At 74.4% G+C, this 26102-nt stretch carries 27 protein-coding genes; 15 read left to right on the top strand and 12 right to left on the bottom strand.

The genetic code is table 11. The annotated features are described in order from the left end of the window. Positions 1–52 precede the first annotated feature (52 nt). Positions 53–409: a hypothetical protein gene (locus SCATT_RS03580; RefSeq protein WP_014141558.1), complete on the top strand. Its 357-nt coding sequence runs from the start codon at positions 53–55 to the stop codon at positions 407–409. A gap of 91 nt (positions 410–500) precedes the next feature. Here SCATT_RS03580 and SCATT_RS03575 read toward each other — a convergent pair whose 3' ends face one another. Both SCATT_RS03575 and SCATT_RS03570 read right to left on the bottom strand, forming a co-directional pair. After that, positions 501–1007, bottom strand: coding sequence for an ATP-binding protein (locus SCATT_RS03575; RefSeq protein WP_014141557.1), 507 nt, complete (start codon positions 1005–1007; stop codon positions 501–503). A gap of 187 nt (positions 1008–1194) precedes the next feature. Then, positions 1195–1512 (bottom strand): hypothetical protein, encoded by a 318-nt coding sequence (locus SCATT_RS03570; RefSeq protein WP_014141556.1) that lies wholly within the window; start codon positions 1510–1512, stop codon positions 1195–1197. A 191-nt stretch (positions 1513–1703) separates the two neighbouring features. Here SCATT_RS03570 and cds1 point away from each other — a divergent pair, with 191 nt between their 5' ends. Next, a complete protein-coding gene (gene cds1 / locus SCATT_RS03565; RefSeq protein WP_014141554.1) occupies positions 1704–2855 on the top strand; it encodes an L-cysteine desulfhydrase Cds1 in 1152 nt (383 codons plus the stop codon). A 79-nt stretch (positions 2856–2934) separates the two neighbouring features. On the opposite strand, the gene SCATT_RS03560 is transcribed toward cds1, so the two are convergent. After that, positions 2935–3414: an SRPBCC family protein gene (locus SCATT_RS03560; protein ID WP_014141553.1), complete on the bottom strand. Its 480-nt coding sequence runs from the start codon at positions 3412–3414 to the stop codon at positions 2935–2937. Positions 3415–3506: 92 nt separating this feature from the next. Next, positions 3507–4346: a DeoR/GlpR family DNA-binding transcription regulator gene (locus SCATT_RS03555; RefSeq protein ID WP_014141552.1), complete on the bottom strand. Its 840-nt coding sequence runs from the start codon at positions 4344–4346 to the stop codon at positions 3507–3509. Between the two features lie 358 nt (positions 4347–4704). Between SCATT_RS03555 and SCATT_RS03550 the strand changes: the two genes are divergently transcribed. Next, a complete protein-coding gene (locus SCATT_RS03550; RefSeq protein WP_014141551.1) occupies positions 4705–7164 on the top strand; it encodes a hypothetical protein in 2460 nt (819 codons plus the stop codon). Here the strand turns inward: SCATT_RS03550 and SCATT_RS03545 are convergent. From SCATT_RS03545 to SCATT_RS03535, 3 genes are all read right to left on the bottom strand, one after another. After that, entirely contained in the window at positions 7134–9632 is a 2499-nt protein-coding gene (locus SCATT_RS03545) for a right-handed parallel beta-helix repeat-containing protein (RefSeq protein ID WP_014141550.1), read from the bottom strand. The two genes, SCATT_RS03550 and SCATT_RS03545, sit on opposite strands and share 31 nt — an antisense overlap. A gap of 264 nt (positions 9633–9896) precedes the next feature. Continuing rightward, positions 9897–10490: an Rv1733c family protein gene (locus tag SCATT_RS03540; protein WP_231905035.1), complete on the bottom strand. Its 594-nt coding sequence runs from the start codon at positions 10488–10490 to the stop codon at positions 9897–9899. Between the two features lie 457 nt (positions 10491–10947). Next, complete coding sequence (locus tag SCATT_RS03535; RefSeq protein WP_014141548.1) at positions 10948–11469, bottom strand: DUF6643 family protein; 522 nt, start codon at positions 11467–11469, stop codon at positions 10948–10950. 323 nt (positions 11470–11792) lie between these two features. Here SCATT_RS03535 and SCATT_RS03530 point away from each other — a divergent pair, with 323 nt between their 5' ends. Beyond that, positions 11793–13046 carry a TerD family protein gene (locus tag SCATT_RS03530; protein WP_014141547.1) on the top strand — a complete coding sequence of 418 codons (1254 nt, stop codon included), beginning with the start codon at positions 11793–11795 and terminating at the stop codon, positions 13044–13046. A 38-nt stretch (positions 13047–13084) separates the two neighbouring features. On the opposite strand, the gene SCATT_RS03525 is transcribed toward SCATT_RS03530, so the two are convergent. Beyond that, the gene (locus SCATT_RS03525; protein WP_014141546.1) at positions 13085–14257 is read right to left on the bottom strand and encodes a glycosyltransferase; all 1173 of its coding nucleotides are present in this window, start codon (positions 14255–14257) and stop codon (positions 13085–13087) included. 822 nt (positions 14258–15079) lie between these two features. On the opposite strand from SCATT_RS03525, the gene SCATT_RS03520 reads away from it, so the two are divergent. The 3 genes from SCATT_RS03520 to SCATT_RS03510 all read left to right on the top strand — a co-directional run bounded on the left by SCATT_RS03520 (position 15080) and on the right by SCATT_RS03510 (position 17140). Next, on the top strand, positions 15080–15865 hold the full coding sequence (locus SCATT_RS03520; protein WP_014141545.1) for a glutamate racemase: 786 nt from the start codon (positions 15080–15082) through the stop codon (positions 15863–15865). A 94-nt stretch (positions 15866–15959) separates the two neighbouring features. Beyond that, positions 15960–16523, top strand: a complete 564-nt coding sequence (locus SCATT_RS03515) for a hypothetical protein (protein WP_014141544.1) — start codon at positions 15960–15962, stop codon at positions 16521–16523. Positions 16524–16615: 92 nt separating this feature from the next. After that, on the top strand, positions 16616–17140 hold the full coding sequence (locus SCATT_RS03510) for an NUDIX hydrolase (RefSeq protein WP_014627438.1): 525 nt from the start codon (positions 16616–16618) through the stop codon (positions 17138–17140). On the opposite strand, the gene SCATT_RS03505 is transcribed toward SCATT_RS03510, so the two are convergent. From SCATT_RS03505 to dhaK, 3 genes are all read right to left on the bottom strand, one after another. Further along, entirely contained in the window at positions 17125–17535 is a 411-nt protein-coding gene (locus SCATT_RS03505) for a PTS sugar transporter subunit IIA domain-containing protein (protein ID WP_014141542.1), read from the bottom strand. The genes SCATT_RS03510 and SCATT_RS03505 overlap by 16 nt on opposite strands. After that, positions 17532–18209, bottom strand: a complete 678-nt coding sequence (gene dhaL / locus SCATT_RS03500; RefSeq protein WP_014141541.1) for a dihydroxyacetone kinase subunit DhaL — start codon at positions 18207–18209, stop codon at positions 17532–17534. Before dhaL ends, SCATT_RS03505 begins: the two co-directional genes overlap by 4 nt. A 65-nt stretch (positions 18210–18274) precedes the next feature. Beyond that, positions 18275–19261 carry a dihydroxyacetone kinase subunit DhaK gene (gene dhaK, locus SCATT_RS03495; protein ID WP_173405620.1) on the bottom strand — a complete coding sequence of 329 codons (987 nt, stop codon included), beginning with the start codon at positions 19259–19261 and terminating at the stop codon, positions 18275–18277. A gap of 258 nt (positions 19262–19519) precedes the next feature. On the opposite strand from dhaK, the gene SCATT_RS03490 reads away from it, so the two are divergent. Then, entirely contained in the window at positions 19520–20152 is a 633-nt protein-coding gene (locus SCATT_RS03490) for a TetR/AcrR family transcriptional regulator (RefSeq protein ID WP_014141539.1), read from the top strand. Between the two features lie 97 nt (positions 20153–20249). Beyond that, positions 20250–21911 (top strand): penicillin-binding transpeptidase domain-containing protein, encoded by a 1662-nt coding sequence (locus SCATT_RS03485; protein WP_014141538.1) that lies wholly within the window; start codon positions 20250–20252, stop codon positions 21909–21911. 12 nt (positions 21912–21923) lie between these two features. On the opposite strand, the gene SCATT_RS03480 is transcribed toward SCATT_RS03485, so the two are convergent. Further along, positions 21924–22751 (bottom strand): MOSC domain-containing protein, encoded by an 828-nt coding sequence (locus tag SCATT_RS03480; RefSeq protein WP_014141537.1) that lies wholly within the window; start codon positions 22749–22751, stop codon positions 21924–21926. A gap of 127 nt (positions 22752–22878) precedes the next feature. On the opposite strand from SCATT_RS03480, the gene SCATT_RS03475 reads away from it, so the two are divergent. The 6 genes from SCATT_RS03475 (at position 22879) to SCATT_RS03450 (ending at position 26024) form a co-directional block, all read left to right on the top strand. Beyond that, on the top strand, positions 22879–23190 hold the full coding sequence (locus SCATT_RS03475) for an ArsR/SmtB family transcription factor (RefSeq protein WP_014141536.1): 312 nt from the start codon (positions 22879–22881) through the stop codon (positions 23188–23190). Continuing rightward, positions 23187–23594, top strand: coding sequence for an SRPBCC family protein (locus SCATT_RS03470; RefSeq protein ID WP_014141535.1), 408 nt, complete (start codon positions 23187–23189; stop codon positions 23592–23594). Before SCATT_RS03475 ends, SCATT_RS03470 begins: the two co-directional genes overlap by 4 nt. A gap of 62 nt (positions 23595–23656) precedes the next feature. Further along, positions 23657–23863: a hypothetical protein gene (locus tag SCATT_RS03465; protein WP_014141534.1), complete on the top strand. Its 207-nt coding sequence runs from the start codon at positions 23657–23659 to the stop codon at positions 23861–23863. A gap of 459 nt (positions 23864–24322) precedes the next feature. Beyond that, positions 24323–25015, top strand: coding sequence for a nucleotidyltransferase family protein (locus tag SCATT_RS39325; RefSeq protein WP_231905194.1), 693 nt, complete (start codon positions 24323–24325; stop codon positions 25013–25015). Further along, a complete protein-coding gene (locus tag SCATT_RS03455; protein WP_014141532.1) occupies positions 25012–25266 on the top strand; it encodes a BON domain-containing protein in 255 nt (84 codons plus the stop codon). The genes SCATT_RS39325 and SCATT_RS03455 overlap by 4 nt, the downstream gene beginning before the upstream one ends. Then, on the top strand, positions 25263–26024 hold the full coding sequence (locus SCATT_RS03450) for a metallophosphoesterase family protein (protein ID WP_014141531.1): 762 nt from the start codon (positions 25263–25265) through the stop codon (positions 26022–26024). The genes SCATT_RS03455 and SCATT_RS03450 overlap by 4 nt, the downstream gene beginning before the upstream one ends. Positions 26025–26102 lie beyond the last annotated feature (78 nt).

The raw sequence follows: 26102 nt of genomic DNA, 5'->3' as shown, positions 1-26102 counted from the left end.
CGTTCCCTGTTGTCGGCGGGAACCCTGCGCGGCGCCGCCCCGTTACCGGACCATGGAGAGCACCGGATTATTCGTCGCCGCGGCCGTTCCCGGCGCCGCCCTGGCGCTCTTCGTGCTGGACCGGTTCCTCCTGCGGCTGGAACGCCGTGGCTGGATCTACTACCGCAGGACCAAGGGCGCGACCGGTATCGGCACCGACATCTTCCAGGAGTTCTCGCCGGCCGCCCAGGCGATGAAGCGGTCGTTGGAGCAGGAGACGTTCCGCAAGGACGTACGTCCCGGCACCGACCCGCCGTTCGGCATAGACCTCGAATCGGGCACCGCGCGGCTGACGCTCCCCGGGGCGATATCCGGCGAGCCGGCGCCGCGCCCGGGGCGAACGGTGCGTCCGCGTGACCATGAGGCATGACCGGACACGGCCGCAATGAGCAACGGTGAAGTCCCCGGCCATGACGGGGACTTCACCGTGTGGACCGCGCCCCGGCGGAGCGGGTGCGGCGTCAGACCGCCACGGGCTGCGGGCAGGGAGCGATGGCCAGCGGCGTGCGCAGCGGCAGCGCGACCGCCGGAGGCACGGGGGCCAGCAGGTCGGGGGCGCCCGAAGCGGGCTCGCTGAGCGTGAACCACACGATCTTGCCTTCGCCGCTTTTGTTGGGCCGCGTGCCCCATTCGTCGCTCAGCGCGGCGAGCATCGCCAGCCCCCGGCCGCAGGTCGCCATGGCGTCGGTGCGCAGCCCGGCGCGGGGCGGGCGGGGATCGTTGTCGGCGACCGACACGGTGAGCCGGCCCTGCTCGTGGACGAGTTCCACGGCGCAGCGCTTGTCGGGCTGGGCGTGCCGGTGGACGTTGGCCAGCAGCTCGGTGATGCCGAGCAGGGTGGTGTCCAGGAGTGATTCGAGGCCCCAGTACCGCAGCTGGGCAGAGACGATTCTTCGGACCTGCCCGATGCGGTGCGGCAGGGCTTCGAGCTCCAGGACGCACTGTCGGGTGTGCTGGGTGGTGATCACGGCTGCGACTCCCTCCGCGGGGGCGTCGCGCCGTCGCCCGGCCCGGGCCCGTCCGCTTCGAGTGGGAAAGCCTGTGCTGAACACTCAGAGTGACAGGAAATGTACTCCTTGTGTGTGACCAGGTTCGCCCCGGTGACGGTGTTCCGCAACTCACGACGCGCCGGCAACAGGGTCGTGGCGGCGGCGTTCACCCATCGCGGGGGTCCATCTGCTCGCGCGCCCAGGAGAGCGCCTCGCACAGCCGGAGCACCGCCTCGTCGTCGCCGGGGCCGGGGCGCAGCCCGTACGCGCGCCCTTCGAGCACCACCCGCGCGCGGCGGCCGGGGCCGAACCAGGGGGGCGTGGCCGCCCTCGCCTCGGTGAGTGGAGCGCTGTCGATCTCCTGCCCCCGGCTCGTCAACAAGCTGACCCGGCCATCGCCCACGACGACCGTGCCTGCCCTGGTCAACGAGCGCAGCCGCCTGCTGATCTGCACCCCCGAGACGCTGAACTCGGTTTCCGCCACGGTGCACCCCCTTCGTGCGGGCCGGGCAGCCGTCCCCGTGCCGACCGCCTCGGGTATCCGCCTGCTGGGCAGTGTGCCGGGCGCGGCAGGGCCGCACCAGACGCCGCGCGCCGCCTTGACCTGCGGCTGCCTATGATCGAGCCGGGCCCGCAACCGGGGCCGAGAACGACAGGAACGGAAGGCGGACCCACGTGGGCACCATCGATCACGCGGCGAGCGTAGACCGATCGGATTTGGACACCCCTACGCCGACCGTAGATGTGGACCGGTCGGACCAGGCGTACCGGATCTGGTTGAAGGAAGCCGTCCGCAAGGTGCAGGCGGACGCCAACCGCAGCGCCGACACGCATCTGCTGCGCTTCCCGCTGCCCGAGCACTGGGGCATCGACCTGTACCTGAAGGACGAATCGACCCATCCGACCGGCAGCCTCAAGCACCGGCTGGCCCGCTCGCTCTTCCTCTACGGCCTCTGCAACGGCTGGATCCGCCCCGACCGCCCGGTGATCGAGGCGTCCAGCGGTTCCACCGCCGTCTCCGAGGCGTACTTCGCCCATCTGATCGGTGTGCCCTTCATCGCGGTCATGCCACGTACGACCAGCCGGGAGAAGCAGCGGCTCATCGAGTTCCACGGCGGCCGGTGCCATCTGGTGGACGACCCCCGGACGGTGTACGAGGTCTCGGCCCGCCTGGCGGAGGAGACCGGTGGCCACTACATGGACCAGTTCACCTACGCCGAACGGGCGACCGACTGGCGGGGGAACAACAACATCGCCGAGTCGATCTACCACCAACTGCGCATGGAGCGCTACCCGGAGCCCGCCTGGATCGTGGCGACCGCCGGCACCGGCGGCACCTCGGCCACCATCGGCCGCTACGTCCGGTACATGCAGTACGGCACCCGCATCTGCGTGGCCGACCCGGAGAACTCCTGCTTCTTCGACGGCTGGGTCGGCGGCGACCCCGGGGTGCGCTGCGACAGCGGCTCGCGGATCGAGGGCATCGGCCGGCCCCGCATGGAGCCGAGCTTCGTGCCCGGCGCGATCGACCGCATGATGAAGGTCCCGGACGCCGCCTCGGTGGCGGCGGTGCGCGCGCTGGAGCGGGCGATCGGCCGCAAGGCGGGCGGCTCCACCGGTACCGGGCTGTGGGCGTCGCTGCGGATCGTCGCCGAAATGCTGGCCCAGGGGCGCACCGGCAGCGTGGTCACCTTGCTGTGCGACCCCGGCGACCGTTACCTCGACAAGTACTACTCGGACGCCTGGCTCGCCGAACAGGGGATGGACATCGGCCCCTACGCGGCGGCGATCGACGGCTTCCTGGAGACCGGCGGCTGGCCCTCCTGACCCGGTACGAGGGTGCTCCACCGCCTCCCGGAACGTCCGCCCCGCGGCCCGTGATCCCGGTCCGCGGGGACGCGGCGGCTCACGCGACGGGCGCCGGGGCCAGGCGCCGGTCGAGCGCGCGTACGGCGTCGGCGAAGGCGCGGTCGAACGCCGGGCGTGCGACCCGCAGCAGGGCGGCGGCGGCCGGTGCGGCGTCGGCGGCGAAGATCCACCGAAGGCGGGTGCCGCCGGTGGGCATGGGCGCCAGCCGCCAGTCCTCCAGCAGGGCGCGCACCCCCGGGAGGTTGGTGGCGTCCACCCGGTACGCGAAGCGCTCCGCCTCGTCCATGGCGAGGAACGTCTCCGCGAAACGCACCCCGCCGGTGAGCCTGATCCGGCGGCCCTCCCCGGTGGGCAGGGCCGAAGCCACCGCACGGAACCACGCCGACCAGCCCTCGGTGTCCTCCGTGAGGGCCCGGTACACCGCGTCCGCGTCGGCCCGCAGCCCGGCCGCGAAGGCCAGCAGCACCGGAGCGTCGGTGACGAAGTCCAGCCCGACCGAGCGCAGTTGACGCATCACGGCGAAGTCCTCCAGGTCGGCGACGGCAACCGAACCACGCTACCGTGACGAGCCGTCAGGCGGCAGGCCTCGCTCCGCGCGAGCGTCGGCGCTCAGCCGTCGGCGCCGCTCTCCGGCTCGCCGGCCACCACCACCTCCGCCACGTGCTCGGAGATCTCCGCACGCAGCACCTGGGGTATGCCCGCGTCGGTCACCAAGGTGGCGACCTCCTCCAGCGAGGCGAACGAACTCAGGCCCACCGTGCCCCACTTGGTGTGGTCGGCCACCACGACGACCCGGCGGGCCGAGCGGACGAACTGCCGGTTGGTCTCCGCCTCCGCCAGGTTGGGCGTGGTGAGACCGGCCTCCACGGACAGGCCGTGCACGCCGAGGAAGAGCAGGTCGAAGTGGAGCGACCGGATCGCCTGGTCGGCGACGGGGCCGACCAGCGAGTCCGACGGGGTGCGCACGCCGCCGGTGAGCACCACGGTGGCCGCCCCGGGCCGCGGACCCCGGCCGCCCGCGCGCCGCTGCCCGGAGTGGAAGACGTCGGCGACCCGCACCGAATTGGTGACCACCGTCAGATCGGGGACGTCGAGCAGCTGGTGGGCGACCGCGTACGTCGTCGTGCCGCCGGTGAGTGCGATGGCGCTGCCTGCGGTGACCAGGCCGGCGGCGGCCCGCGCGATGGCCTCCTTGGCGCCCTGCTCCATACCGGACTTGGCCTCGAACCCCGGCTCATGGGTGCTGGCCTCGGCCACCGGCACCGCCCCGCCGTGCACCTTCTCCACCACGCCCTGGTGCGCCAGCGCGTCGAGATCGCGGCGCACGGTCATGTCGGAGACGTTGAGCTTGCGGGTCAGCTCGTTGACCCGGACCCCGCCGCGCCGCCTGACCTCGTCCAGGATCAGGGCACGCCGCTGCTCGGCCAGCAGGTTGTGATTGTCGCCCACCCGAGCCCCGTCCCTTCCTCGACCAGCCGTTCACCGGTACGACGTCCTGGTGAAGCCATCTTCCCACGGGGGTACGACACCGCCGCGCCGGGTGATCGGGCTCACCTAGCACAAATTCACGATTTCGGGGGGTTTCAAGCCGTCCTCTGCTGCGCGATCAATGGTGCGTGCCCGATGCTGGACGAGCACGACGCGAACACGGGGGAGGCAAGCGGTGGAAGGAGCCGCGCGGACGCTGCACGCGGAAGACACGCAGCAACGGACACCATCACGACGCGAGACCGCGCAGCCGGTGCCCGCGGAAGACGGAAGCCTACCGGCCACGTCACCGGACGGGCCGGCGCCGGCAGCGGAACAGTTGGGGGAGGACGCCGCCTGGACACGGCCGGCACCCGCACTCGAACTGCTGGTGCACGGGGTCGGCGGTACCACGCCGGAGGCCATGCTCTGCTCCGGCCAGGTGGCCCAGGTCTGCGGAGACCAGGTGGCCGGCATCTACCGCCGGGCCGAGGACGGCCTCGACGACACCTGCGGCACCTCACGCACCGACATCCCGGCGCCCACCGCACCTCCCGGCACGGCCGCCGACGGCCCCGGCCGGCCCCCGGGAGCCGACGGGCAGCCCGTGCAGGAGGCCTACTGCTGGTCAGGGCTGACCTCCGGCAACAGCAGCCGCGCCCTGTGGCTGCTGCTCGTGCCCTTCATGATCGTCAACCTGGCCCACTGGATGCGGCCACCCGGCGGCCCCGGCACGGACCGGTGGCGGCGCCTCTACGACATCCTGGTGCGACTGCTCGCCCTGAGCCTCACCGTGCTGCTCGTCGCCGCCGCCTGCGAGGTCGCCGTCGACCTGGTGGCCTGGCAGTGCGCCGGAAACCCGGCCTGCGCACGCGGCAAACCCTGGCCCGGCTTCCTCGGCGAACTCCCGGCCGGACCACGCACCGCGGTCGCCGCCCTCGTGCCGACCGCCCTGGTCACCGCGTTGTGGTGGCTCTCGCACCGCACCTGGAGCGCCTACGAGGCCCAACTGCCGCCCGGCACCGCCGACGACGGCCACTCCCCGCAGACGCCCGACCTGGCGCTGCCCGGCTTCTGGTACGGACGCCGGCCGGTGGCCCGGCTGCGCGCGGCACACACCGCGGTCGCCCTGTGCACCATCGCGGTGGCCCTGCTGCTACCCGCGGTACGCGCCGGTGACCACCGCACCGACGGTGCCGTCCTCACCGCCTTCGTGTCCGCCACCGCGCTGGCCGCGGCCGTCGTGGTCTGCCGCACCGGACGCAGCGAGAGCGCCGTCGACCACGCCACCGACCGCCGCACCATCCGCTCGCTGCTCGCCGTCTCGCTGGTGCTGCTCGCCGCCGCGGTCGCCCACGCGGCGTTGCGCGGCCCCGGCACCGCCGCCTCGCGGCTGCCCGGAGCCGGCCTGTTCAGTGGACTGACGGTGGTGCAGGGCGTCTTGATCGTCGCGCTGACCGTTGTCGTCCAGCGGTTGCGCCGCGGCGGCGGGGCGGAGCCCAGGGCAGCCGCCCGAGGTTTCGCCGGTCCCATGGTGGCGGTGCTCGCGTGCATGGTCGGCTGGATCTTCGCCGGAGGCGTCGCCCAGCAGGTCGCCGACTGGCTCGACGGCAGCCGGACCCCGGGTGCGAGCGGCAGCCCGCTCGCCGGCCCCCCGGTCCTGCTGTCCTGGCAGGCGGCCACCATCCCGGTGTTCCTGCCGGTGGTCGCCGTGGTGGCCGGGGTGGCGGCGGCGCGGGTCGCGGCCGGACGGGGCAAGGAAGCCGCACGGGTCCGCGGCGACTACCCCGGCCACCACGAACAGCCGCATCGCACACGGCAGATCGCCGGCGCCGTCACCCGGGCCAGGCTCACCGACACCGCGCCCGCGGTGGTGGTCGCCATCGGATGCACCGCCTTCGTGCTCGCCGCCCTGGGTACCGTCGGCGCCTGGGCGACCGGCCGTTCCCCCGCGGTAGCCGTCGCCGGCACCGGCGAGACGATCGGCCGGGCGGTCCGAATCGCCCAGGACACCGGATCGTGGCTGCTGGGCGCCGGAGCCGTCGCGCTGTACACGCTCGGCCGCCGCGCCTACCGCAACCCCTCCGCCCGCCGAACGGTCGGCATCCTGTGGGACGTCGGTACCTTCTGGCCCCGCGCCGCGCATCCGTTCGCGCCGCCGTGCTACGCCGAGCGGGCCGTGCCCGACCTGACCTGGCGGATGGCCACCTGGACGGATCGGACGGACGGGCGCCTGGTGCTCTCCGCCCACTCGCAGGGCACCGTGCTCGCCGCCTCGGCGATCTGGCAACTCGCGCCACGCGCCCGGCGCCGGGTCGCGCTGCTCACCTACGGCTCCCCGCTGGAGCGGCTCTACGGACGGTGGTTCCCCGCGTACTTCGGTCCCGTGGCGCTGGCTTCGCTCCACGGCGAAGTGCACGCCTGGCGCAACCTGTGGCGGAGCACCGATCCCATCGGCGGGCCGATGCGGCTGCCGCAACCGGACGGCCAGGCGGTCGACGTGGGGCCGCTGCGGGATCCGGCCGCCTACGAGCGCTCCGCCGAACATCCGCTGCCCACCCCGATCCTGGCCCACAGCGACTACCAGGGCGATCCGGTGTTCACCGCGGAACGTGCCGCGTTGCTGGCGATGCTCCCCGGCTCCGGGCAGCTGGCACCGGTGCCGAGGCCGGGGCAGGCGGACGATGACGCGCCGGCCTCACCCGAAGGCATACCGGCGACAGCTGCCATCGAGACCGCCGACCCGGCGGAGCCGCCGGGGCAGACCGCTCAGGGGAGTTCGGGGAGGTCGTCGGCGTAGAGGAGTTGCAGGTCGTCGTGGGTGGGCTCGGTGAACTGGGCGACCCGTCCGGCGTGCCGCTCGACCATGGCCTCGAAGGTCAGTCGCGCGGTGCGGCCGTTGCCGAACCCGGGGCCCTTGGGCAGCGCCGTGAAGTACTTCAACAGCGCCTCGTCGGTGCCGTCGGCGAGCCGGTATTCGTGCTCCTCGGCCTGGGCGCAGACGATCCGCAGCAGTTCGTCCGGGGTGTAGTCGCCGAAGGTGATGGTGCGCGAGAAGCGGGAGGCGACGCCCGGGTTGGCGGACAGGAAGCGTTCCATCTCGGCGGTGTAGCCGGCGACGATCACCACGACCGCGTCGCGGTGGTCCTCCATGAGCTTCACCAGGGTGTCGATGGCCTCGCGGCCGAAGTCACGGCCGGCGTCCTCGGGGGAGAGGGCGTACGCCTCGTCGATGAAGAGCACTCCGCCACGGGCGTGTTCGAAAGCTTCCTGGGTGCGGATGGCGGTGGAGCCGATGTGTTCGCCGACCAGGTCCACCCGGGAGACCTCGACCAGGTGGCCGGTGCGCAGTACGCCCAGGGCCGCCAGGATCTCGCCGTACAGCCGTGCCACCGTGGTCTTGCCGGTTCCGGGGGAGCCGGTGAAGACGAGGTGGCGGCGGAGCGAGGGCGCCTTCAGCCCGGCCTCCGTGCGGCGACGGCCCACGGTGATGAGGTCGATGAGCGCGCGTACCTCCCGCTTGACCCCGTCCAGGCCGACGAGGGCGTCGAGTTCGCCGAGGACTTCGTCGGCGGACCGGCAGACCACGGGGGGCGACGCGGCGGCCGGCTGTGCGGGCACCCCGCCGAGCAGGCCGTAGGTCTGGACGGCGGCGGCCCGGGCGGCACCGGAGCCGGCCGGGCCGGTCCCGGTGGCGGGCGGCTCCGCGGGAGGGACGAGGGAGGCCGTCGCGGCCGGCGAGGACGGAGAGCCTGTGGAGGGATGACCGAAGGGTTCGGCCGTACCCGATGTGACGTGGCTCTCCGCGCTCGCGTCGCTGGTGCACCCCTCGGTGACCGGGCCGGGCTCGGCGAACTCGTAACCGCCGCGGGCGCAGCGTTCGGTGCGGCACCGGGTCAGGGTGGAGCGGCAGCCGTCGATGATGTGGAAGCCGTAGCCGCGGCTGCCGGTGACGCGGCAGCCGGTGAAGGTGCCGCGGGCGCCGGCCGACACGTAGAAGCCGGATTCGGCGGGGTTCTCCACCACGGTGCGTTCCACGGTCGGATCGGCGCCCTTGGTGACGATGACGCCGGTGGCGGTGGACTCGATGGTGCAGGCGGCCAGGGTGCCCCCGCTGCCGTGGTCGCGGAACCAGGCGCCGGTGGCGGCCTCGCGGATCCGGCAGTCGTCCAGCTGGACGGTGGCGCCGTCGCTGACCGAGACGGCGGTGGACCGCACCTGGGCGATGTCGCTGTCCACCACATCGGCACGGGAACCGCGGTCGAGGACGAACAGGGCGTCCGGGACGTCGTGCACCCGGCAGGAGTCGAGGACGGCGGCGGCGCCGTCGCTGACCCAGACGGCCGGGTAGCTGCCGGTGCTGTCGTGGATCTCGCACTGGTTGGCGTCCGCCCGGGTGCCGGGGTCCCAGACCGACAGGCCGTTGCGGCCGAACCGGCGGATGGTGGACCGGGTGAGCGTGAGGACCGAACGGGACCGCAGGTCGACACCGTTCTCCGGGATGTCGTGGATGTCGCAGTCGGAGAGCGTCAGCACCGAGTCGGTGTCGAGGGTGACTCCGTCACCGGTGGTCCGGTGAACCTGACAGTCGGTCAGGCTGCCGGCGGCGCGCTGGGCGAGTTGCACGCCGGTGCCCTTGACCTCGTAGACCTCGCAGCCGACCGCCTCGACCGCGGTGCCGTCGCCGGTGAGGGAGAGGCCGGCTCCGGAGGCGTGGTGGAGGCGGCAGCGTTCGAGGCGGGGGGCGGAGGCGCCGCGCACCGCGAAGGCGGACTGGCCGGCGGCCACCACCTCGCACTCCTCGAAGAGCCCGCCGGCCGTGCCGAGCACGCTGATGCCGAGGCCCGCCGGGTTGTCCACGGTGCAGCGGCGCACGGTGGGCCGGGCGCCGTCCCGTACCTCGATGCCGACGGCGGAGCGGGTGACGACCCTCAGGTCGAGCAGTTCGGCGGCGCAGTCCTCGACCAACAGGGCGGCGGAGGAGGTGTCCTGGCCCTCGATCCGCAGGTCCTGGACGGTGGCGTCGGCGCGTACGGTGAGGGCGACGCCGCCGGGCGGGGCGAGGCGCACCGAGCCGGGGCCGTCGGTGGCGCGCAGGGTCACCGCCTGCCGCACCACCAGGTTCTCGCGGTAGGTGCCGGAGGCGATGGTCACCACGTCGCCGTCAGTGGCGGCTTCCAGGGCCGCGGCGAGCGTCTCGTACTCGCCGGTGCGGCGCCGCCACCGCGACGTCCCGGTGTGCGTCACCTGTGCCACGCCCTGTGCCATGGTGCTGTCGCGCCCCCACCTCTTGCCGCTGTGGACCCGTGTCCGGAACCGAGGCACCACGGTAGCGCGCGTGGCCGCTCCGACCGCACGTCGAGCGTCTGGAAGCGTGCGCTGTGGGGGAGTTCGGGCCGAAAAGGAAGACGCCGGTATGGCGCACGGGCGATAGGGGCGGTCTGGGCCGGCGGGGCGGGACGGTTCGTCGGTGCGGTGCGTGCGTTGGCCGGTGCGGTGCTCCGCCTGGCGTTCGGGCGTGCGGGACGACGGTCAGCCGCCGGCGCCGGTGCGGCCCCAGTCCTGGCTCACCCGCAGCCAGTCGCGTTCCCAGTCGGCGAGCCGGCGGCGCAGCAGGCGCCAGCCGAGCGCCTGGCGGGCGGCGCAGGCGAGGGCTGCGGTGGTGGTGGCAGCGCCCAGTCCGGCGGCGACGGCGTTGGCGGTCGCGGCGGAGGAGTCCAGGGGCCGGTCGGTGAGGACGCCGTGCCGGTCGGTCCAGACGGGCAGGGTGTCGCCGGCGGCCGGGCGCCGTTCGACCCGGACGGTGCCGGTGCGGGGCGTGCCGTCGGGCGCGGTCCAGCGGATCGTCGCGAGGCGCAGGGGTTGCTGGCCGGGGACGGACTCGGTCTGCACGGCAGGGGAGGAACGGTCTGCCGTCCTGAGGACGGTCGCCGTCACCCGGTGGCGTTGGGCCTGTTCCACCCGCGCGTCGTGTTCGAGTTCGGTGCCGACGGAGCGTCCCGCCGCGATCCCGGCGACGGGCGCGCCGACGACCACCACGACGGCGGTGGCCAGGCCGGCCCAGGCCTCGATCAGATCGCTGCGCCTGCGCAGCGGATTGCGCCGCCAACGCCACATGCCCGGCATCCACCGCATCGCACTACACACCCCCTTCGCCCTCCCAAGTACCGCACACGGCCGAGCACATGCGCGGGACGGGCCGGAAAAGAGGTGAAACCCCCACCGGAGGGTGGGCGGACGACGACGCCTTGACACCTCGGACTCATCGCTCCGCGGCCCCGAGGCCCCTCGCGGCCCCAGGGCCCCTCGGCGACCGAGGCCCCCCACCGGCGTGCGCCGCACCACCGAACCCTCTTGCCACCCGCTCGCGCTGTTCGGAGTGTCCAGCACGGTGAACGGACCGCCGACGCGAAGGGTTCCGCGCCGCCGCGGGATCGGGCGCGACCGGGCCGGACGGGCGCGGTCGCCTCCGACCGCGCGCGCCGGCCACTTCGGACCACCACCGGGCCCGGCGAGCCCCCACGGCGCGAGGCCGCCTCACCGGGCACCGGTCTCCGGCCGCGGTGACCGCGGCCGGGACGGTTCAGTAACCGGGACCGTTGTAGGGCCTGCGGTACTGCTCCTCGCCGTAACCGGGCTGGACGGTGCCGGGGTAGCCGGTGGCACCGGTGTTGTACGAGCCGGGTGCGGGCTGGCGCGGCGGCATCTGGCGCGGCGGCACCGGCCGCATGTCGTACCCCGCGGGGTTGGCGATCTGCTGCTGCGGCTGGCTCGGCGCCGGCTGGGCACCGGGGTAGCCGCGCGGCGCGCTCGCCTGCTGCGGAATGTAGGCGGCGGGGGCCGGCTGGGGCTGGTACCCGGTCGGCTGCTGGTAGCCGGTGTACGTACCCTGCGCCGGGGTATGCGAGGCGGGGGCCGACGGAAGGGCCGGGAGCGCCGGCAGCGCGGGGAGGTTGCTGCCGGTGTCGTACGGCGACGGCACCCGGATGGGGGCGATTTGAGGGGTGCCCCGCTCTGCGACCAGGCTGTCGTAGATCGGGGTGTCCGGGAAGAAAGCGGACGTGGCGTAGTAGCCGCCGCTGTAAGTGCCGCGGGGGGTGGTCATAGCCCATAAGTTAAGCCCACGATGTGCTGTTAGGGGAGCCCGATAAGAGGGTTGTTCGGGGCGTCGTGTGTGTTCGTTGACGCTCAATACGAGCGAATGTGAGAAAAACGGTCGCCAGACCCCGTTTTGATCGTGTAAAGCCCGGCGCCGGAGGGCATCTCGGGCGTTATGCGGAGGGGTTCCGACGGTCGGCCGGGGGTTCGGTGGGGCGGGTGGCCGGGCGGGATCAGGCGGCCTACGGTGAGGCGGACGGCGCGAGCGGGCGGTGTGGCCGGTCCGGTGGACGAGGCCGTGCGGCCGGGCCGGGAAGGGGGAGCCGAACGATGTCGATGGCGAAGGGCGCCAACGTACCGGTGGCGGCGGACGTGGTGCGGGTGGAGGTCGGCCGGGGCACGGGGCCCGGCGTGCCGGAGACGGAAGCCTCGGCGTTGCTGCTCAGCGACGGGAAGGTGCGTTCCGACACCGACTTCGTCTTCTACAACCAGCCGTCGCACGCCTCCGGCGCCGTCCGTCACGAAGGCAGCCGGGGTGAGGGTGGTCGCGTGGTCGACCTCCTGGTGGTGGACCTGGCACGGGTGGAGTCCGACGTCGACCGGGTGGTGTTCACGGCGTCCGCGGACGGGGGCACGTTCGGGCAGGTCCCGGGGGTGTACGTCCGGCTGACCGACGCGGGTTCCGGCACGGAGATCGCCCGCTTCGACAGTCCGGGGGCCACCGTGGAAACGGCCTTCGTGCTGGGGGAGTTGTACCGGCGGGACGGGCGGTGGCGGTTCCGCGCGGTCGGCCAGGGGTACGACAGCGGGCTGGCCGGGCTGGCCACCGACTTCGGGGTCACCGTGGACGACGTTCCGCGGCCGTCCGCCCCGCCGGTATCCGTGACGCCGTCCGCCCCGTACCCGCCCGCCGCTCCGCCGCCCGCACCCGCGTTCTCCCGGCCGCCGGCGAAAATCACCCTCACGAAGGATCGTCCCACCGTCTCGTTGACCAAGCGGGGTGGCTCCCGGGGGCTGATGAGGGTCAACCTCAACTGGCAGGAGCGGCGCCCCGCGACGCCGGCCGGGTGGCTGCGGCGGATCGGGATGGCCGCGTCGCCGGCGCTCGACGTCGATCTCGACCTGTGCGCGCTGTACGAGCTGACCGACGGCACCAAGGGGGTCGTCCAGGCGCTGGGCAACTCGTTCGGCTCGCTGCACCGGCCGCCGTACATCCGGCTGGACGGCGACGACCGCAGCGGGGCGGTGGCGAGCGGCGAGAACCTCACGATCAGTCTCGACCACGCCGAGGTGTTCCGGCGGATCCTGGTCTTCGTCACCATCTACCAGGGAGCCGACAGCTTCGCCGGGCTGCACGCGACGACCACGTTGCTGCCGCAGCACGGTGCCCCCGTCGAGTTCTTCCTGGACGAGTGCACCGTGCCGTCCACGGTGTGCGCGCTGGCCCTGCTCACCAACGACGGGGACGGGCTCGTCGTACGGCGGGAGGCGCGTTACCTCGTTCCCGACCGCGGCGTCAGCCCGCAACGCACCGTGGACCAGGCCTACGGCTGGGGCATGAACTGGACCCCGGGCCACAAGTAACCGCCGCCCGGCCCTTCCCCGTTCCCGCCGTCACCGGGTCACGACGGACGCGAGTATGTCCGCCCCTTCCACGCCGCGCCGCGTCCCCGGTAGTGCTGCACCGCGGAGTCCGCGGTCATCGCCGCGTAGAGCGCCGCGGTGAACGGCAACGTCGGCGCCAGCCACAGGGGTTGGCGGTAGTAGCGCAGCATCGGCAGATACGTGCCCGTCATCACCAGCCACGCGGCGAGGCCGGCGGCGCACACCAGCGGTCTGCCGGCCACCGCGCCGATGATCGTGGCGGCCGGGGGCACCAGGTAGATCAACGCCAGTCCCAGCAAGGTCCCCAGCAGCAGCAACGGGTTGTGCCGCAACTGGGCGTAGGCGCTGCGCGAGACCATCCGCCACAACTGCGCCAGCCGCGGGTAGGGGCGCACGCTGTCCACCCGGTCGGCCAGGCCGAGCCAGATCCGGCCCCCGCTGCGCTTGACCGCGCGGGCCAGCGACACGTCGTCGATCACCGCCTGGCGGATCGAGTCCGGCAGCCCGGCCCGCTCGGCGGCGGTGCGGCGCAGCAGCACGCAGCCGCCCGCCGCGGCGGCCGTCCGGCCTCGCGCGGAGTTCACCCACCGGAACGGGTACAACTGCGCGAAGAAGTACACGAACGCCGGGACGATCAGCCGCTCCCATCCGGTGGCCACCCGCAGCCGGGCCATCTGGGAGACCACGTCGAGCTGCGAGCCGGCCGCGGCGGCCACCAACTCCCGCAGGCTGTCCGGCTCGTGGGCGATGTCGGCGTCGGTCAGCAGCAGGTACTCGGCGTCGTACGCCTGACGGGCCACGGTCATCCCGTGGCGGACGGCCCACAGCTTGCCGGTCCACCCGGCCGGCGGCTCGCTCCCCGGCACGGTGACGGTCAGCGGGAGCCCGCCGCGCCTCGCGCCGAGTTCCTCGGCGAGCCGGCCCGTGCCGTCCGAACTGTGGTCGTCCACCAGGAACACCTCGGCCCGCCCCGGATAACGCTGCGCCAGCAACGACGGCAGGCTCACCGGCAGCACCTCGGCCTCGTCCCGGGCCGGGACGATCACGGCCACGGACGGCCACACGGCGGGTTCCGCGCGGGGCGGCAGCCGTACGTCGGTACGCCAGAACATGCCTTGCGCCAGCAGCAGCCACACCCAGCCGAGCAGCGAGACGAACGAGACAACAGCGATCACGGTCCACAAGGTCACCCGGCGCAGTCTGCCGCACCCCCGCCCACCGCCCCGCCCCCACCCCGCACTCGGCCCCGAGGCGTACAGATCGGCACGCCGGAGCGGACGCTGCGCCCGGCCGTGCCCGGTACGGGAACTTCCGACGCCGGGACGCCCGGCCTCGGGTACGTCGGGCCCCCGGCGGGTCTGTTCGGGGGCACGCCCGGCCGCGTGCGGTGCGGGAACCTCCGATGCCCGGGCGCCCGTCATGCTCGGGTGCGGCGTGCCCGGTCAGGTGTGGTGTCGTCCGCCTCGGTCACTGGCCCCGGCGGGAGGGGGCCCGGGCACGTCGGGCATGCGCGGTGCCATTTGGCCCCGTCGCCGGGACTTCCCGCCCACGGGCACGCCCGGCCCCCCGACGGGTCCGTTCCGGGGCGCCCCCAGCGCCGGCCGCCCAGCAGCCGCCATCTCCCGTTCGCGGGCAAACCCGGTCACCTCCGGTGCCGTCCACCTCCGCCACCACCAGCCCCGGAGCGCGAGGATCCGGCGGGACGAGGTCCCGGGGCACGCCCGGCCACACGCGGTGCGTGTGGCTCGATCGCCATGACCTTCCCGTCTTCGGCGCGCCCGGCGCCCGTCATGTCCGTTGCCGGGCGCGTCCGGTCGCGTGGGGTGCCGTCCACCTCCGGCACCCCTGTTCCCCCCTCACCCCGCCCCGACCCCCCGCCACCACACGATCGATTAGAGTTGCGGAGGCCGTGGCCACGCCGTACGCGCCGGTGTGCCGGGTGGGGAGCTCGGGGCCGGGGGTGGCGGGGTGGGGCGGCCGGGACCGTTACGACACCGGAAGGGCACGCCCCAGTGAAGATCGCGCTGATGGACTCCGGGATCGGGCTGCTGGCGGCGGCAGCCGCATTGCGCCGGCTGCGCCCCGACGCGGACCTCGTGCTCTCCTCCGACCCCGACGGCATGCCGTGGGGGCCGCGGACCCCCGAGGACATCACCGCGCACGCGCTGGCGTGTGCGCGGGCCGCCGCCGAGCACCGTCCCGACGCCCTCATCGTGGCCTGCAACACCGCCTCCGTGCACGCCCTGCAGACGCTGCGCGCCGAACTGGAGCCGTGGTTGCCGGTGATCGGTACCGTGCCGGCGATCAAGCCGGCCGCGGAGACCGGCGGGCCGGTGGCGATCTGGGCCACCCCGGGCACCACCGGCAGCCCCTACCAGCGGCGGCTGATCGCGGAGTTCGCGGCCGGTGTCGAGGTGACCGAGGTCGCCTGCCCGGGGCTCGCGGACGCGCTGGACAAGGCCGACGACGCCGCGATCGACGCGGCGGTGGCCGACGCCGCCACCCGTACCCCCTCCGACGTGCGGGTCGTGGTGCTCGGCTGCACCCACTACGAGCTGGTCGCCGACCGCATCGGCGCCGCCGTCCAGCCCGCCGGGGCGCCCCCGGTGGTCCTGTACGGCTCCGCCGAGGCGGTGGCCGCCCAGGCGCTGCGGCGCATCGGTGCCGGGCCCGCGCCCGAGGCCGCCCCGACCGGCGGCCTGACCGTGCTGCTCAGCGGGCGCACCGGTGAACTGCCGGCGGCGGTGCTGCACTACCCGCAGGGGCAGGCGCTGGCGGCCACCGCGGCGGCCTGCTGAACGGCCGGGGCTCACCCGTCCGGCCCAGTGTCCGCCGTACCTGGTCCGTGCACAGCGAGTGCCAGCGGGCCGGTTCTTGAGTACGCTCCGGGGCATGGACGACTCCCGCCCCGCAGGAGCCGGTAACGCGGTGCCCCCTGCGTCAGAGGTCTGGACCGGAAACGCCACCAATCGCGCCCAGTGGCTGCTGGCCGCGGCCGGGGTCGCCTGCCTGGCGCTCGGCATCGAGCTGGCCGTGGACTCCTCGTGGACATCGGGGCTGGCGCCGCTGGTGATGTCGGTGGTCGGCTGTGTGGCCGCCGGGTTGCTGGTGCTCTTCGGGACGCTCGCCTTCACCCACGTACGGGTGCGGGTGGACCGCGAGTGCCTGGAGGTGCGCTGCGGGCACATCGGGGTGCCGCGGCGCCGCATCCCGCTGGAGGACGTCGCCTCGGCCCAGATGGTGCCGTGGATCAGCCCGTGCGGCTGGGGTGGCTGGGGATACCGCTGGCGGCCCGGTCTGGGCACCGCCGTGGTGGTCCGGCGGGGCCCCGGTCTCGTGCTCGACCTCGGTGAGGGACGGCGGTTCACGATCACCGTGGACGACCCGGAGGGGGCGGTGACCGCCATCCGGGACCGGCTGCGCTCCAGCGCCCGCAAGGCCCGTTCCCGTCCGTGACGGTGTGCGGCACCGGCGTCGGCGGCCGGCTGTGCAACCGGTGACCTCCCTGGTCGGTCCGGTCGCGGCCGGCCGCTCGTATGCTTCGGCGCGTGGCGATTCCCGAATTCCTGCGTGAGCTCAGGGCGACGATCGGTACCCGGCTGCTGTTCCTGCCGGGGGTCTCGGCGGTGGTCTTCGACGACCGGCGGCGGGTGCTGCTGGTACGACGGGCCGACGACGGCCGGTGGACGGTGGTCGGCGGCATCCCGGAGCCGGGTGAGCAGCCCGCCGAGGCCGTGGTGCGCGAGATCCAGGAGGAGACCGCGGTGCACGCGGTGCCGGAACGGGTGCTCAGCGTCTGGACCGAGGAGCCGGTCGCCTACCCCAACGGCGACCAGGTGCAGTACATGTCCATCACCTTCCTGTGCCGCGCGGTCGGCGGCGAGGCGCGGGTCAACGACGACGAGTCGACCGAGGTCGGCTGGTTCCCGCTGGACGCCCTGCCGCCGCTGGGCGACGGATGCCTGGCCCGGATCAGGCAGGCGGTCGGCGACGAGCCGACCACCTGGTTCCAGGCCCCCGGCCAAGCGGTCACCGGGGTGGTCCGACCCGCGGGCGCTCACACCTTGCGGTAGTCGTACGCCTCCCGGGCCGCCGCGGCGACCGCGTCCAGGTCCGCCCCGGCCGACGCGGTGACCACGGCGGCCACCGCCCCCTCGACGAACGGCGCGTCGAGCAGCCGGGTGCCCTCGGGCAGCTCGCCGTCCTCCAGCAGCGCCTTGACGGTGAGCACCGCGCTGCCCAGATCGGCGAGGACGGCGACCCCGGCGCCGGAGTCCACCGCGCGGACCGCCTCGGTGATCAGCGCCGAGCTGGTGCCGGTGCCGCCGTCCGGGGTGCCGCCGGCCGGGGCGACGTCGGCGGCGGCACCGCCGGCCGCCAGCTTGCGGGCGAGATCGGCGACCGAGGCGGCCACCTCGGCGCTGTGCGAGACCAGGACGACGCCGACCCGTCCGGCCGGGGCGCTCATCGCGCGTCCCCGGTGGCCGCGCCCGCCGCCGAGGCCAGCGCCGCCACCAGCAGCGCCGCCGAGGTGGCCCCCGGGTCCTGGTGGCCCACGCTGCGCTCCCCGAGGTAGCTCGCCCGGCCCTTGCGGGCGAGCATCGGCACGGTGGCGGCGGCCCCCTCGTCGGCGGCGGACCGGGCCGCGGCCAGCGCCTCGGCCAGCCCGGCGCCCGCGTCCAGCGCGAACGCCAGCGCCTCGGTGGCCGGCACCAGCGCGTCCAGCATCGTCTTGTCGCCCGGGGCGGCGCCGCCGAGCTGGGCCACCGCGTCGACCCCGGCGCGCAGCGCGTCGCCCAGCTGCTCCGGGGTGGCCGTGGCCGCCTCGCCGAGCGCCTTGCCGGTCCGGCGCAGCAGGGTGCCGTAGAGCGGCCCGGAGGCGCCGCCGACGGTGCTGATCAGTTCCCGGCCGACCCGGACGAGCAGCCGGCCGGGGGTGTCCGGGGGTTCCTTGGCCACGGCGTCGCGCGCGGCGGTGAAGCCGCGCCGCATGTTGGCGCCGTGGTCGGCGTCGCCGATGGGCGAGTCGAGTTCGGTGAGCCGGTCGGCCTCGCGCGTCACGGCCGCGGTGGCCGTCTCCAGCCAGCGGCGGGCGAACTCGGTGTCGACGACCGGTTCGGTGGTCGATGCGGGGGTGTTCATGGACGGTGCGTTCCTCCCGTTGTGCCGGCCGTGGGCCGGCGGTTCGCGGACGGGCGTCGAGCGGGTCAGCGGCCCCAGCGCAGCGCCGGGGTGCGTACCGGGGCGTCCCACAGCCGCAGCAGTTCGTCGTCGGCGGCACACAGCGTCAGCGAGCAGCCGGCCATGTCCAGCGAGGTGACGTAGTTGCCGACCAGGGTGCGCGCCACCGCGATGCCGCGTTCGGTGAGCGCCCGGTGCACCTCGGCGTTGAAGCCGTACAGCTCCAGCAACGGGGTGGCGCCCATGCCGTTGACCAGCGCCAGCACCGGGCCGTCCGGCCGCAGGTCGCCGACGACGGCGTCCACGGTGACGTCGGCGATCTCCCGGGCGGTCATCATGCCGCGGCGTTCCCGGCCGGGCTCGCCGTGGATGCCGATGCCCAGCTCCAGCTCACCGGCGGGCAGGTCGAAGGTGGGGGTGCCCTTGGCCGGGGTGGTGCAGGCGGCGAGGGCCACGCCGAAGCTGCGGCAGGAGTCGTTGACCCGGCGGGCGAGGGCGGCCACCCGGTCCAGCGGGGCGCCCTCCTCGGCGGCGGCGCCGGCCAGCTTCTCCACGAACAGGGTGCCGCCGGTGCCGCGCCGCCCCGCGGTGTACGTGCTGTCGGTGACCGCCACGTCGTCGTCGACCAGGACCGAGGTCACCTGGACGCCCTCGTCCTCCGCCAGCTCCGCGGCCATCTCGAAGTTGAGCACGTCCCCGGTGTAGTTCTTGACCACGAACAGGACGCCGGCGCCGCTGTCCACGGCCGCCGCCGCCCGCACCATCTGGTCGGGCACCGGGGAGGTGAAGATCTCGCCCGGGCACGCCGCGTCCAGCATGCCGGGGCCGACGAAGCCGGCGTGCAGCGGTTCGTGCCCGCTGCCGCCGCCGGAGACCAGGCCCACCTTGCCCGCGACGGGCGCGTCCCGCCGGACCACCACCCGCGTGTCGGGGTCCACCGTCAGCTCCGGGTGGGCCGCTGCCAGCCCCCGCAATCCGTCGGCGACCACCGTCTCGGGGACATTGATCAGCATCTTCACGTGGTCCTCCCGTGCGGTGCGTGGGGCACAGTGCGCGAGTACGTCCAGGGTACGTACGACAATCGGGCAAGTTAGCGCTGCCCAGGGACGGCCCTCGGTACGCATCGGCCACGCGGTGTTTCCGCGGCCGGCGCCGCCGGAAGCCGCCGCGTGCTCCGGGCCGCTCTTGAGCGGTCGCTCAAACCGGCGTACGGTTCGTGACGTTGAGCGAGTGCTCAACCCGGCGGCAGGCCGGGGGCCGGAGGGCCGTCGGTGGGGGACGACACGCGCACCAAGCTGCTCGCCGGCGCGCTGGCGGTGGTGACACGGCAGGGCATCGCCAGGACGTCGGCCCGGTCCGTCGCCGCGGCGGCCGGCGTCAACCAGGCGCTGGTCTTCTACCACTTCGGCACCGTGGACGAACTGCTCGCCGCCGCCTGCCGGTTCGGCGCCGAGCAGCGCATCGCCGGCTACCGGGAACGGCTGCGCGAGGTACGCGACTTCGCCGGACTCCTGGCGCTCGCCAGGGAGTTGCACGACACCGAACGCGACGGCGGCCAGGTCGCCGTCCTCGGGCAGCTGCTGGCCGGGGCGCAGACGCACCCCAGGCTCGCCGCCGCGACGGCGGCCGGGCTCGCGCTGTGGACCGAGGAGGTCGAGCAGGTGGTGACCCGGCTGCTGGCCGGCACCCCGCTGGCCGGAATCCTCGACGTGGGCGGCGTGGCCAGGGCCGTCTGCGCGGCCTTCACCGGCCTCGAACTGTACGAGGGCACCGACCCCGAAGGCGCCGCCCGCGCCTTCGACGCGCTGCCCCAACTGGCCGCGCTCTTCGGCGCGTTGGAGGACCTGGGACCGGTCGCACAGCGGGCCGTACGCTCCCGGTTGCGGCGGTACGCGAAGAGGTGACGCAAGGACGCCCCGCGGCCGACCGGGCGGGGGGGGCGGCAGAGGAGAACCGTGGACACAGGGGCGGCGAGGGGCCGCCCAGGGGGTGGGGAACACGATGCACAAAGCGGTGAAGGCGGGGCTGACCATCGGCTGCGTGGCCGTGCTGGGAGCCGGGGGGTTCGGCGCGTACAACGTCGTCGACGCCCTGGCCGGCGGCCACTCGGCGGGGCCCCAGGCGAGATCGACCGAGGCCGGATCGGGCACCGCGCCCGGTGACGAGCAGTCCGTCAAGCTCGCCCGGTCCTTCCTCGACGGCTGGGCGGCGGGCCCCGGCCACTACCAGGGCGCGGCGGGCGACACGGACGCGCCAGAAGCCGCCCGCGCGGCCCTCCAGGGGTACCACGACGGGCTGAAGCTGACCCGGGTGAACTTCGACGGCGTCACCGCGGCCGGACCCGACCCGCAGCTGACCCGGGCCACCCGGGTCACCTTCACGGTCACCGCCGAGGTGGCCGGCGGCACCTGGACGTACCCGGGCGCCCTCGACGTGGTCTCCGGCGGCGGACGGCCCGCCGTGCACTGGGCGGCCTCGGTGCTCCACCCCGCGCTCAAGGACGGCCAGTCGCTGGCGGCCGGGGCGCTGCCGGCCCAGGCCGCCACCGCCTCGGTGGTCGCCAGGGACGGCAGGACGGTGCTCACCGCCGACCACTATCCCTCGCTCACCGAGATCATCGCCACCATCGGCCACCACGCCCCGGGCGCCGGCCAGGACAGCGGCAGCGGGGTGGCCGTGGTGGACGGCTCCGGCGAGAAGGTCTCGGCGGTCAAGACGTTCCAGGCGCCCGAGCTGCCCTCGGTGACCACCACCATCGACCCCGGCCTCCAGGCGGCGGCGGAACGGGCGGTGCTCGACCCGCAGCTCGGCGGCAAGCGCGCCTCGGTGGCCGCCCTCGACCGGCGCACCGGGCACATCCTGGCCATCGCCTACCACGGCACCGACGGCAACACCGCGATCAACGCGGCGCTGGCCCCCGGCTCCACCCTGAAGATCGTCACCGCCGCGGCGCTCTTCGACCGGACGGGGATGACGCCGAGCAGCCCGGCGCCGTGCAACAAGGAACAGGTCGCCGCCGGGCAGGCGTTCCACAACGAGGCCGACGTGCCGGTGAACCCGGGCTCCACCATCGAGGAGGCGTTCGCCGTCTCCTGCAACACCGCCTTCATCTACGACGGCTTCCGCTACCTGGTCCACGGCGACGAGGCGTCCGCCCTGCACGACGAGGCGCAGCAGGTCTTCGGGCTGGGGTCGTGGTCGATCGGCGGCGGGGTGCAGACCGCCGACCCCAGCATCCCGGCGCAGCCGCGAGGGAGCGACAAGGCGGCCCAGTTCATCGGCCAGGGACAGGTGACGATGAGCCCGCTGGTGGTCGCCTCGCTGGCGGCCACCGTGCGGGACGGCGCCTTCCACCAGCCGGTCATCCTGCCCGGCCAGCCGCAGACCCCGGCGTCCCGGCCGCTCTCCCCGGCGACGGCGTCCGCCCTGCGGGAGATGATGCGCGCCGCCGTCGACCACGGCACCGCCACCCCGCGCCTGGGCGGCCTGCCCGGCGCCGGCGCCAAGACCGGCACCGCCGAGGTGGGCGACAGCACCACCGGCTGGTTCACCGCCTACGACGACGACATAGCGGTGGCCTCCCTGGTCGAGGGCGGCAGCTCCGGGGTGGACTCCGCGGGCCACGTGGTACGGACGCTGCTCACCACCCCGTACAACCGCTGAACGGACGGGGGTTCACACCTCCGAGGCGCCCCAGGAGGCCACGGTGACCTCGTCGCCCACGGCGAGGTCACCGTGGCGCACCACCGAGAACTTGGCGCCGAAGGCCACCCCGCCACCGGCCGCCCTGCGGTAGTCGGCGAGGCTGCGCAGCGGTTCCGGACCGCGCCGGGCGCCGGTCTCCTGGTCGACCAGGGTGACGGCGCAGCGGATGGCGGGCTTGGCGTAACCGAGTTCGGCCCCGCCCGCCAGAACACGGCGCGCCCGGTCCTCGGTGTGCGGCTCGTCCCATCCGGCGAGCACGATGTTGGCCCGGAAGCGCGACATCGGCAGCGGCTTGGCCCCGCGCGCCGTGATCCGTTCGTTGAGCAGTTCCAGCGAGGCCGTCGAAGCGACGAGGAGGGCGTTGCTGTCGGCGTACCCGCAGGTCCCCGGCGTCAGGCCGTCCGTCGGGCGGGCGTGCTCCGGCGGCACGCGCACCAGCCGGCTCTCCGCCCCGAGCACCTGGGAGAGCCACCCGGCCACCGTGTCGCCCTGGTCGATGCCCTGGTAGGGCTCGCCGAACAGCTCCACGCCGCGCCGCGGGCCCTCGGTGTCCACGGCGAGGGTCACCGCGTCGATGCCGGGGGCGCGAAGGGTCAGGTGTGCGCCGTCCGTGGTGATCTCGGGGCGCACGGTGGCCAGCAGCGGGTCCCGCCGCTGAGTACGCGCCACCCCGTCCGCTCCCACCACCATGAAGCTCCGGTCGTGGGCGATCCCGGCCGGGGTGAGGCGGGCGCCGTGCACCGACGTGCCGGCGCACCCCTTGACGGGGTAGTAGATCAGTTCGATGACGGTGGCCATACCGGGGAGCCTAGACCGTGGCCGGGGCCGGTGGGGCCGGTGTGACCAGGTACGTCGCGAAGTACGGGTACCCGTCGGGCCGAGCCCGGATTGACGCGTCGGAAATCTCCGACGTAACGTCGGTGGCGTGCCGACCGACGTCTTCGGCGCGCTGGCCAACCCGGTGCGCCGCCACTTGCTCGACGCGCTGCGGGACGGGCCTCGCGCGGTGAACGACCTGGTGAGCGAGTTCGAGCTGAGCCGCCCCGCGATATCCGAGCACCTCCAGGTGTTGCGCCAGGCCGGCCTGGTGCGCGAGGAGCCCCGTGGCCGGCAGCGGTTCTACCACCTCGAACCCCGTCGGCTGGAAGAGGTCGGCGACTGGCTGCACCCCTTCGAGCGGTACTGGCGGGGGCGCCTGCGCTCGCTCGCCGAACTGCTTGACGAGGAGAACCCGTGACCGATCCGGCCGTCATCCACTGCGACCAGTTCCTGCCCCGTCCGCCCGCCGTGGTCTGGCGTGCCCTGACCGACCCCGAACCGCACGCCCGCTGGTGGGCGGCCGGGGACGTACGGCCCGTGGTGGGCCACCGCTTCAGCCTCGACATGGGCCCCTGGGGCGAGCAGCCCTGCGAGGTGACCGCCGTCGAGCCCGAACGCCTGCTGAGCTACCGCTTCGCCGAAGGCGCCCTCGACACCCTGATCACCTGGCGCCTGGTGCCGGAGGGCGACGGCACCAGGCTCCTCCTCGAACACGCCGGGTTCGACCTCGACTCCCCGATGGGCAGGGCCGCCTACCACGGCATGGGCGAGGGGTGGCCCGGGGTACTGGAACAGCTCGGAACGGTACTCGGCGAGAGCTGACGGCACGTCAACTGTGCGGCGTGCTCCGGCGTTCGCCCGCACCGTACGGTGACAGTGGTGCGATGACGCTGCCAACCGCCTTCACCGAACTGGCCGGGGTGCGGCACCCCGTCGCCCTGGCGCCGATGGGCGGGGTGGCCGTCGGACGGCTGGCCGCCGCGGTCTCCGAGGCCGGCGGGCGTGCGCCCTGGCCGCCGCCCGCGACGGCCTCGACGCCGTCCCGGTCCGGCGAGGCGGGCGCCCGCCTCGCCACGCCTCCCACCCACTGACCCGCCGCCCCACGTGTCCGACCCGGCCCACTGGGTACCCGACCCCTGCGCGGTGATCACGGTGACGACAACGGTGACGGGGTGGCGGTGATGCGTGACACGGACGACATCCCCGGCCCGGACGGCCCGGCCCCCGGCCGCCCGGCGGCCCAGAGCGACCCGGCGTACGAGGGCCCGACCCGCGCCGGCCCGGTACGCGCCGGCCCGCCGGCCCATGGGGTGACGGCATCCGGCGCCGACGGTACGCCGGGGCGCGGCGCGCCGGGTGCTGCCGCTTGGGACGGCACGGTCGGACGCGACGCGGCGAGCGTCGCCTCCCGGGACGGCACGTCCGCGCCCGAGGCGCCAGGAGTCGCCGGGGGCGGAACGGCCGAGCCGGGCGCCGCCGGCCGGGACCGTACGTCCGCGCCCGACACGACGGGCGCTGCCGCCCGGGACCGCTCGGGCGTGCCGGGCGCCATCGCTCAAGCCGACTCCGCCGCGCCCGGCGCGTCACGCGCCGCCGCCGGGGGCGGCGCATCCGCGTCCGACGGGCCGGGCGCCACCGCCCCGGCCCACCCCCTCCCGCCCGACCGCACGCAGTCCATCCTGGAGGCCGCCAAGCGCGTCGGCGCGTTGCTCAAGGCGGCGCCTGAGCCGTTCGCGTTGGCCGGGAGTGTGGCGGCGTACGCGCACGGGGTGGCCACCGGGTTGCAGCACGACGCGGATTTCTGCGTGCGGCGGGAGGACGCCGACGCGGTGGCCGCGACGTTGCGGCGGGCCGGGATCGAGGTGCGTCATCCACCGGAGGACTGGCTGATCAAGGCGCGGTGCGGGGGCGCCGAGGTGGACCTGATCTTCGAGTTGGCCCACCGTCCGATCACCCGGGAGGTCCTGGACCGCGCGGAGGTCCTGTCGGTGGACTCGGTGCGGATGCCGGTGCTCACCGCCACCGATCTGGTCGGCAGTCTGATCGCGGCGTTCTCCGAGCACCACTGCGACTTCGGGGCCGTGCTGCCGGTGGCCCGCACGCTGCGGGAGAAGGTCGACTGGGACCGGCTCCGCCGCGACCTGGGGGCCGACCCGATGCCCGCCGCCTTCTTCTACCTCCTCGAACGACTGGACGTCATCGACCGGAGCGACCGGTCCGAACCATCCGAGGGAGCGCCATGACCGGTGCGGACACCACCGAGTACCGGGTGGCCCGGCTGCGGGAGCGGCTGGCCGCCGACCCCACCGCCGAACTCGGCGTACGGGCCGAGGCGCGCGGCGACGGCGTGCTGCTCACCGGCACCGTGCCCACCGCCGGCTGCCGCGAGGAGATCCTGCGCGTCGCCCGGGAGGAACTGGGCGACGTACCGCTCCGCAGCGATCTGGTGCTCGCCGACGCGACCGCCCCCGACCACCCGGAGGACCTGGCATGATCCGTGTCGCAGCCGTCGGGGACATCCACATGGGCGACGACAGCCGCGGGCTGCTGCGCCCCGCCTTCGAGGCGTTGCCGCAATGCGCCGACCTGTTGCTGCTCGCCGGGGACCTGACCCGGCACGGCACGGTCGAGGAGGCCCGGGTGGTCGCCGACGAGGTCGCCGGGCTCGCGGTGCCGGTGGTGGCCGTACTCGGCAACCACGACTACCACTCCGACCAGCAGGACGAGATCACCGCCGTGCTCGCCGACGCCGGGGTCACCGTCCTGGAGTGCGGGGGCACCGTGCTCGATCTGGCCGGCACCCGGGTCGGGGTGGCCGGCACCAAGGGGTTCGGCGGCGGATTCGCGGGGCGCAGCGGCGGCGACTTCGGGGAGCCGGAGATGAAGGCGTTCATCCGGTACACCAAGCGGTGTGCCGAGGGCCTGCGCGGCGCGCTGGAGGGGCTGGCCGCCGATGGCTGCGCGGTACGCGTCGTGCTGACGCACTTCTCCCCGGTGCCCGACACCCTCGCCGGGGAGCCGCTGGAGATCTATCCGTTCCTCGGCAGTTACCTGCTGGCCGAAGCGATCGACGGGGCCGGGGCCGACCTCGCCGTGCACGGCCACGCCCACGCGGGCAGCGAACACGGCCTGACCGCCGGCGGGGTCCGGGTGCGCAACGTGGCCCAGCCGGTCATCCGGCGCGCGTACGCCGTCTACCACGTGCACGCCGACGAGGCCGCCACGGTCGCCGCCGGATCCGCCCGGTGCTGACGGGCGCCCGGCCCTTCCGGATTTCTGCAACGCGTTCTACCGTGTGCCGCGCACCGGGCGCCGCCGCCCGCGCGCCGC

Source organism: Streptantibioticus cattleyicolor NRRL 8057 = DSM 46488, assembly GCF_000240165.1.
GTDB classification, from domain to species: domain Bacteria; phylum Actinomycetota; class Actinomycetes; order Streptomycetales; family Streptomycetaceae; genus Streptantibioticus; species Streptantibioticus cattleyicolor.
The sequence above is the reverse complement of the archived record's forward strand: the minus strand, read 5'-3'. Positions and strand labels throughout refer to the sequence as shown.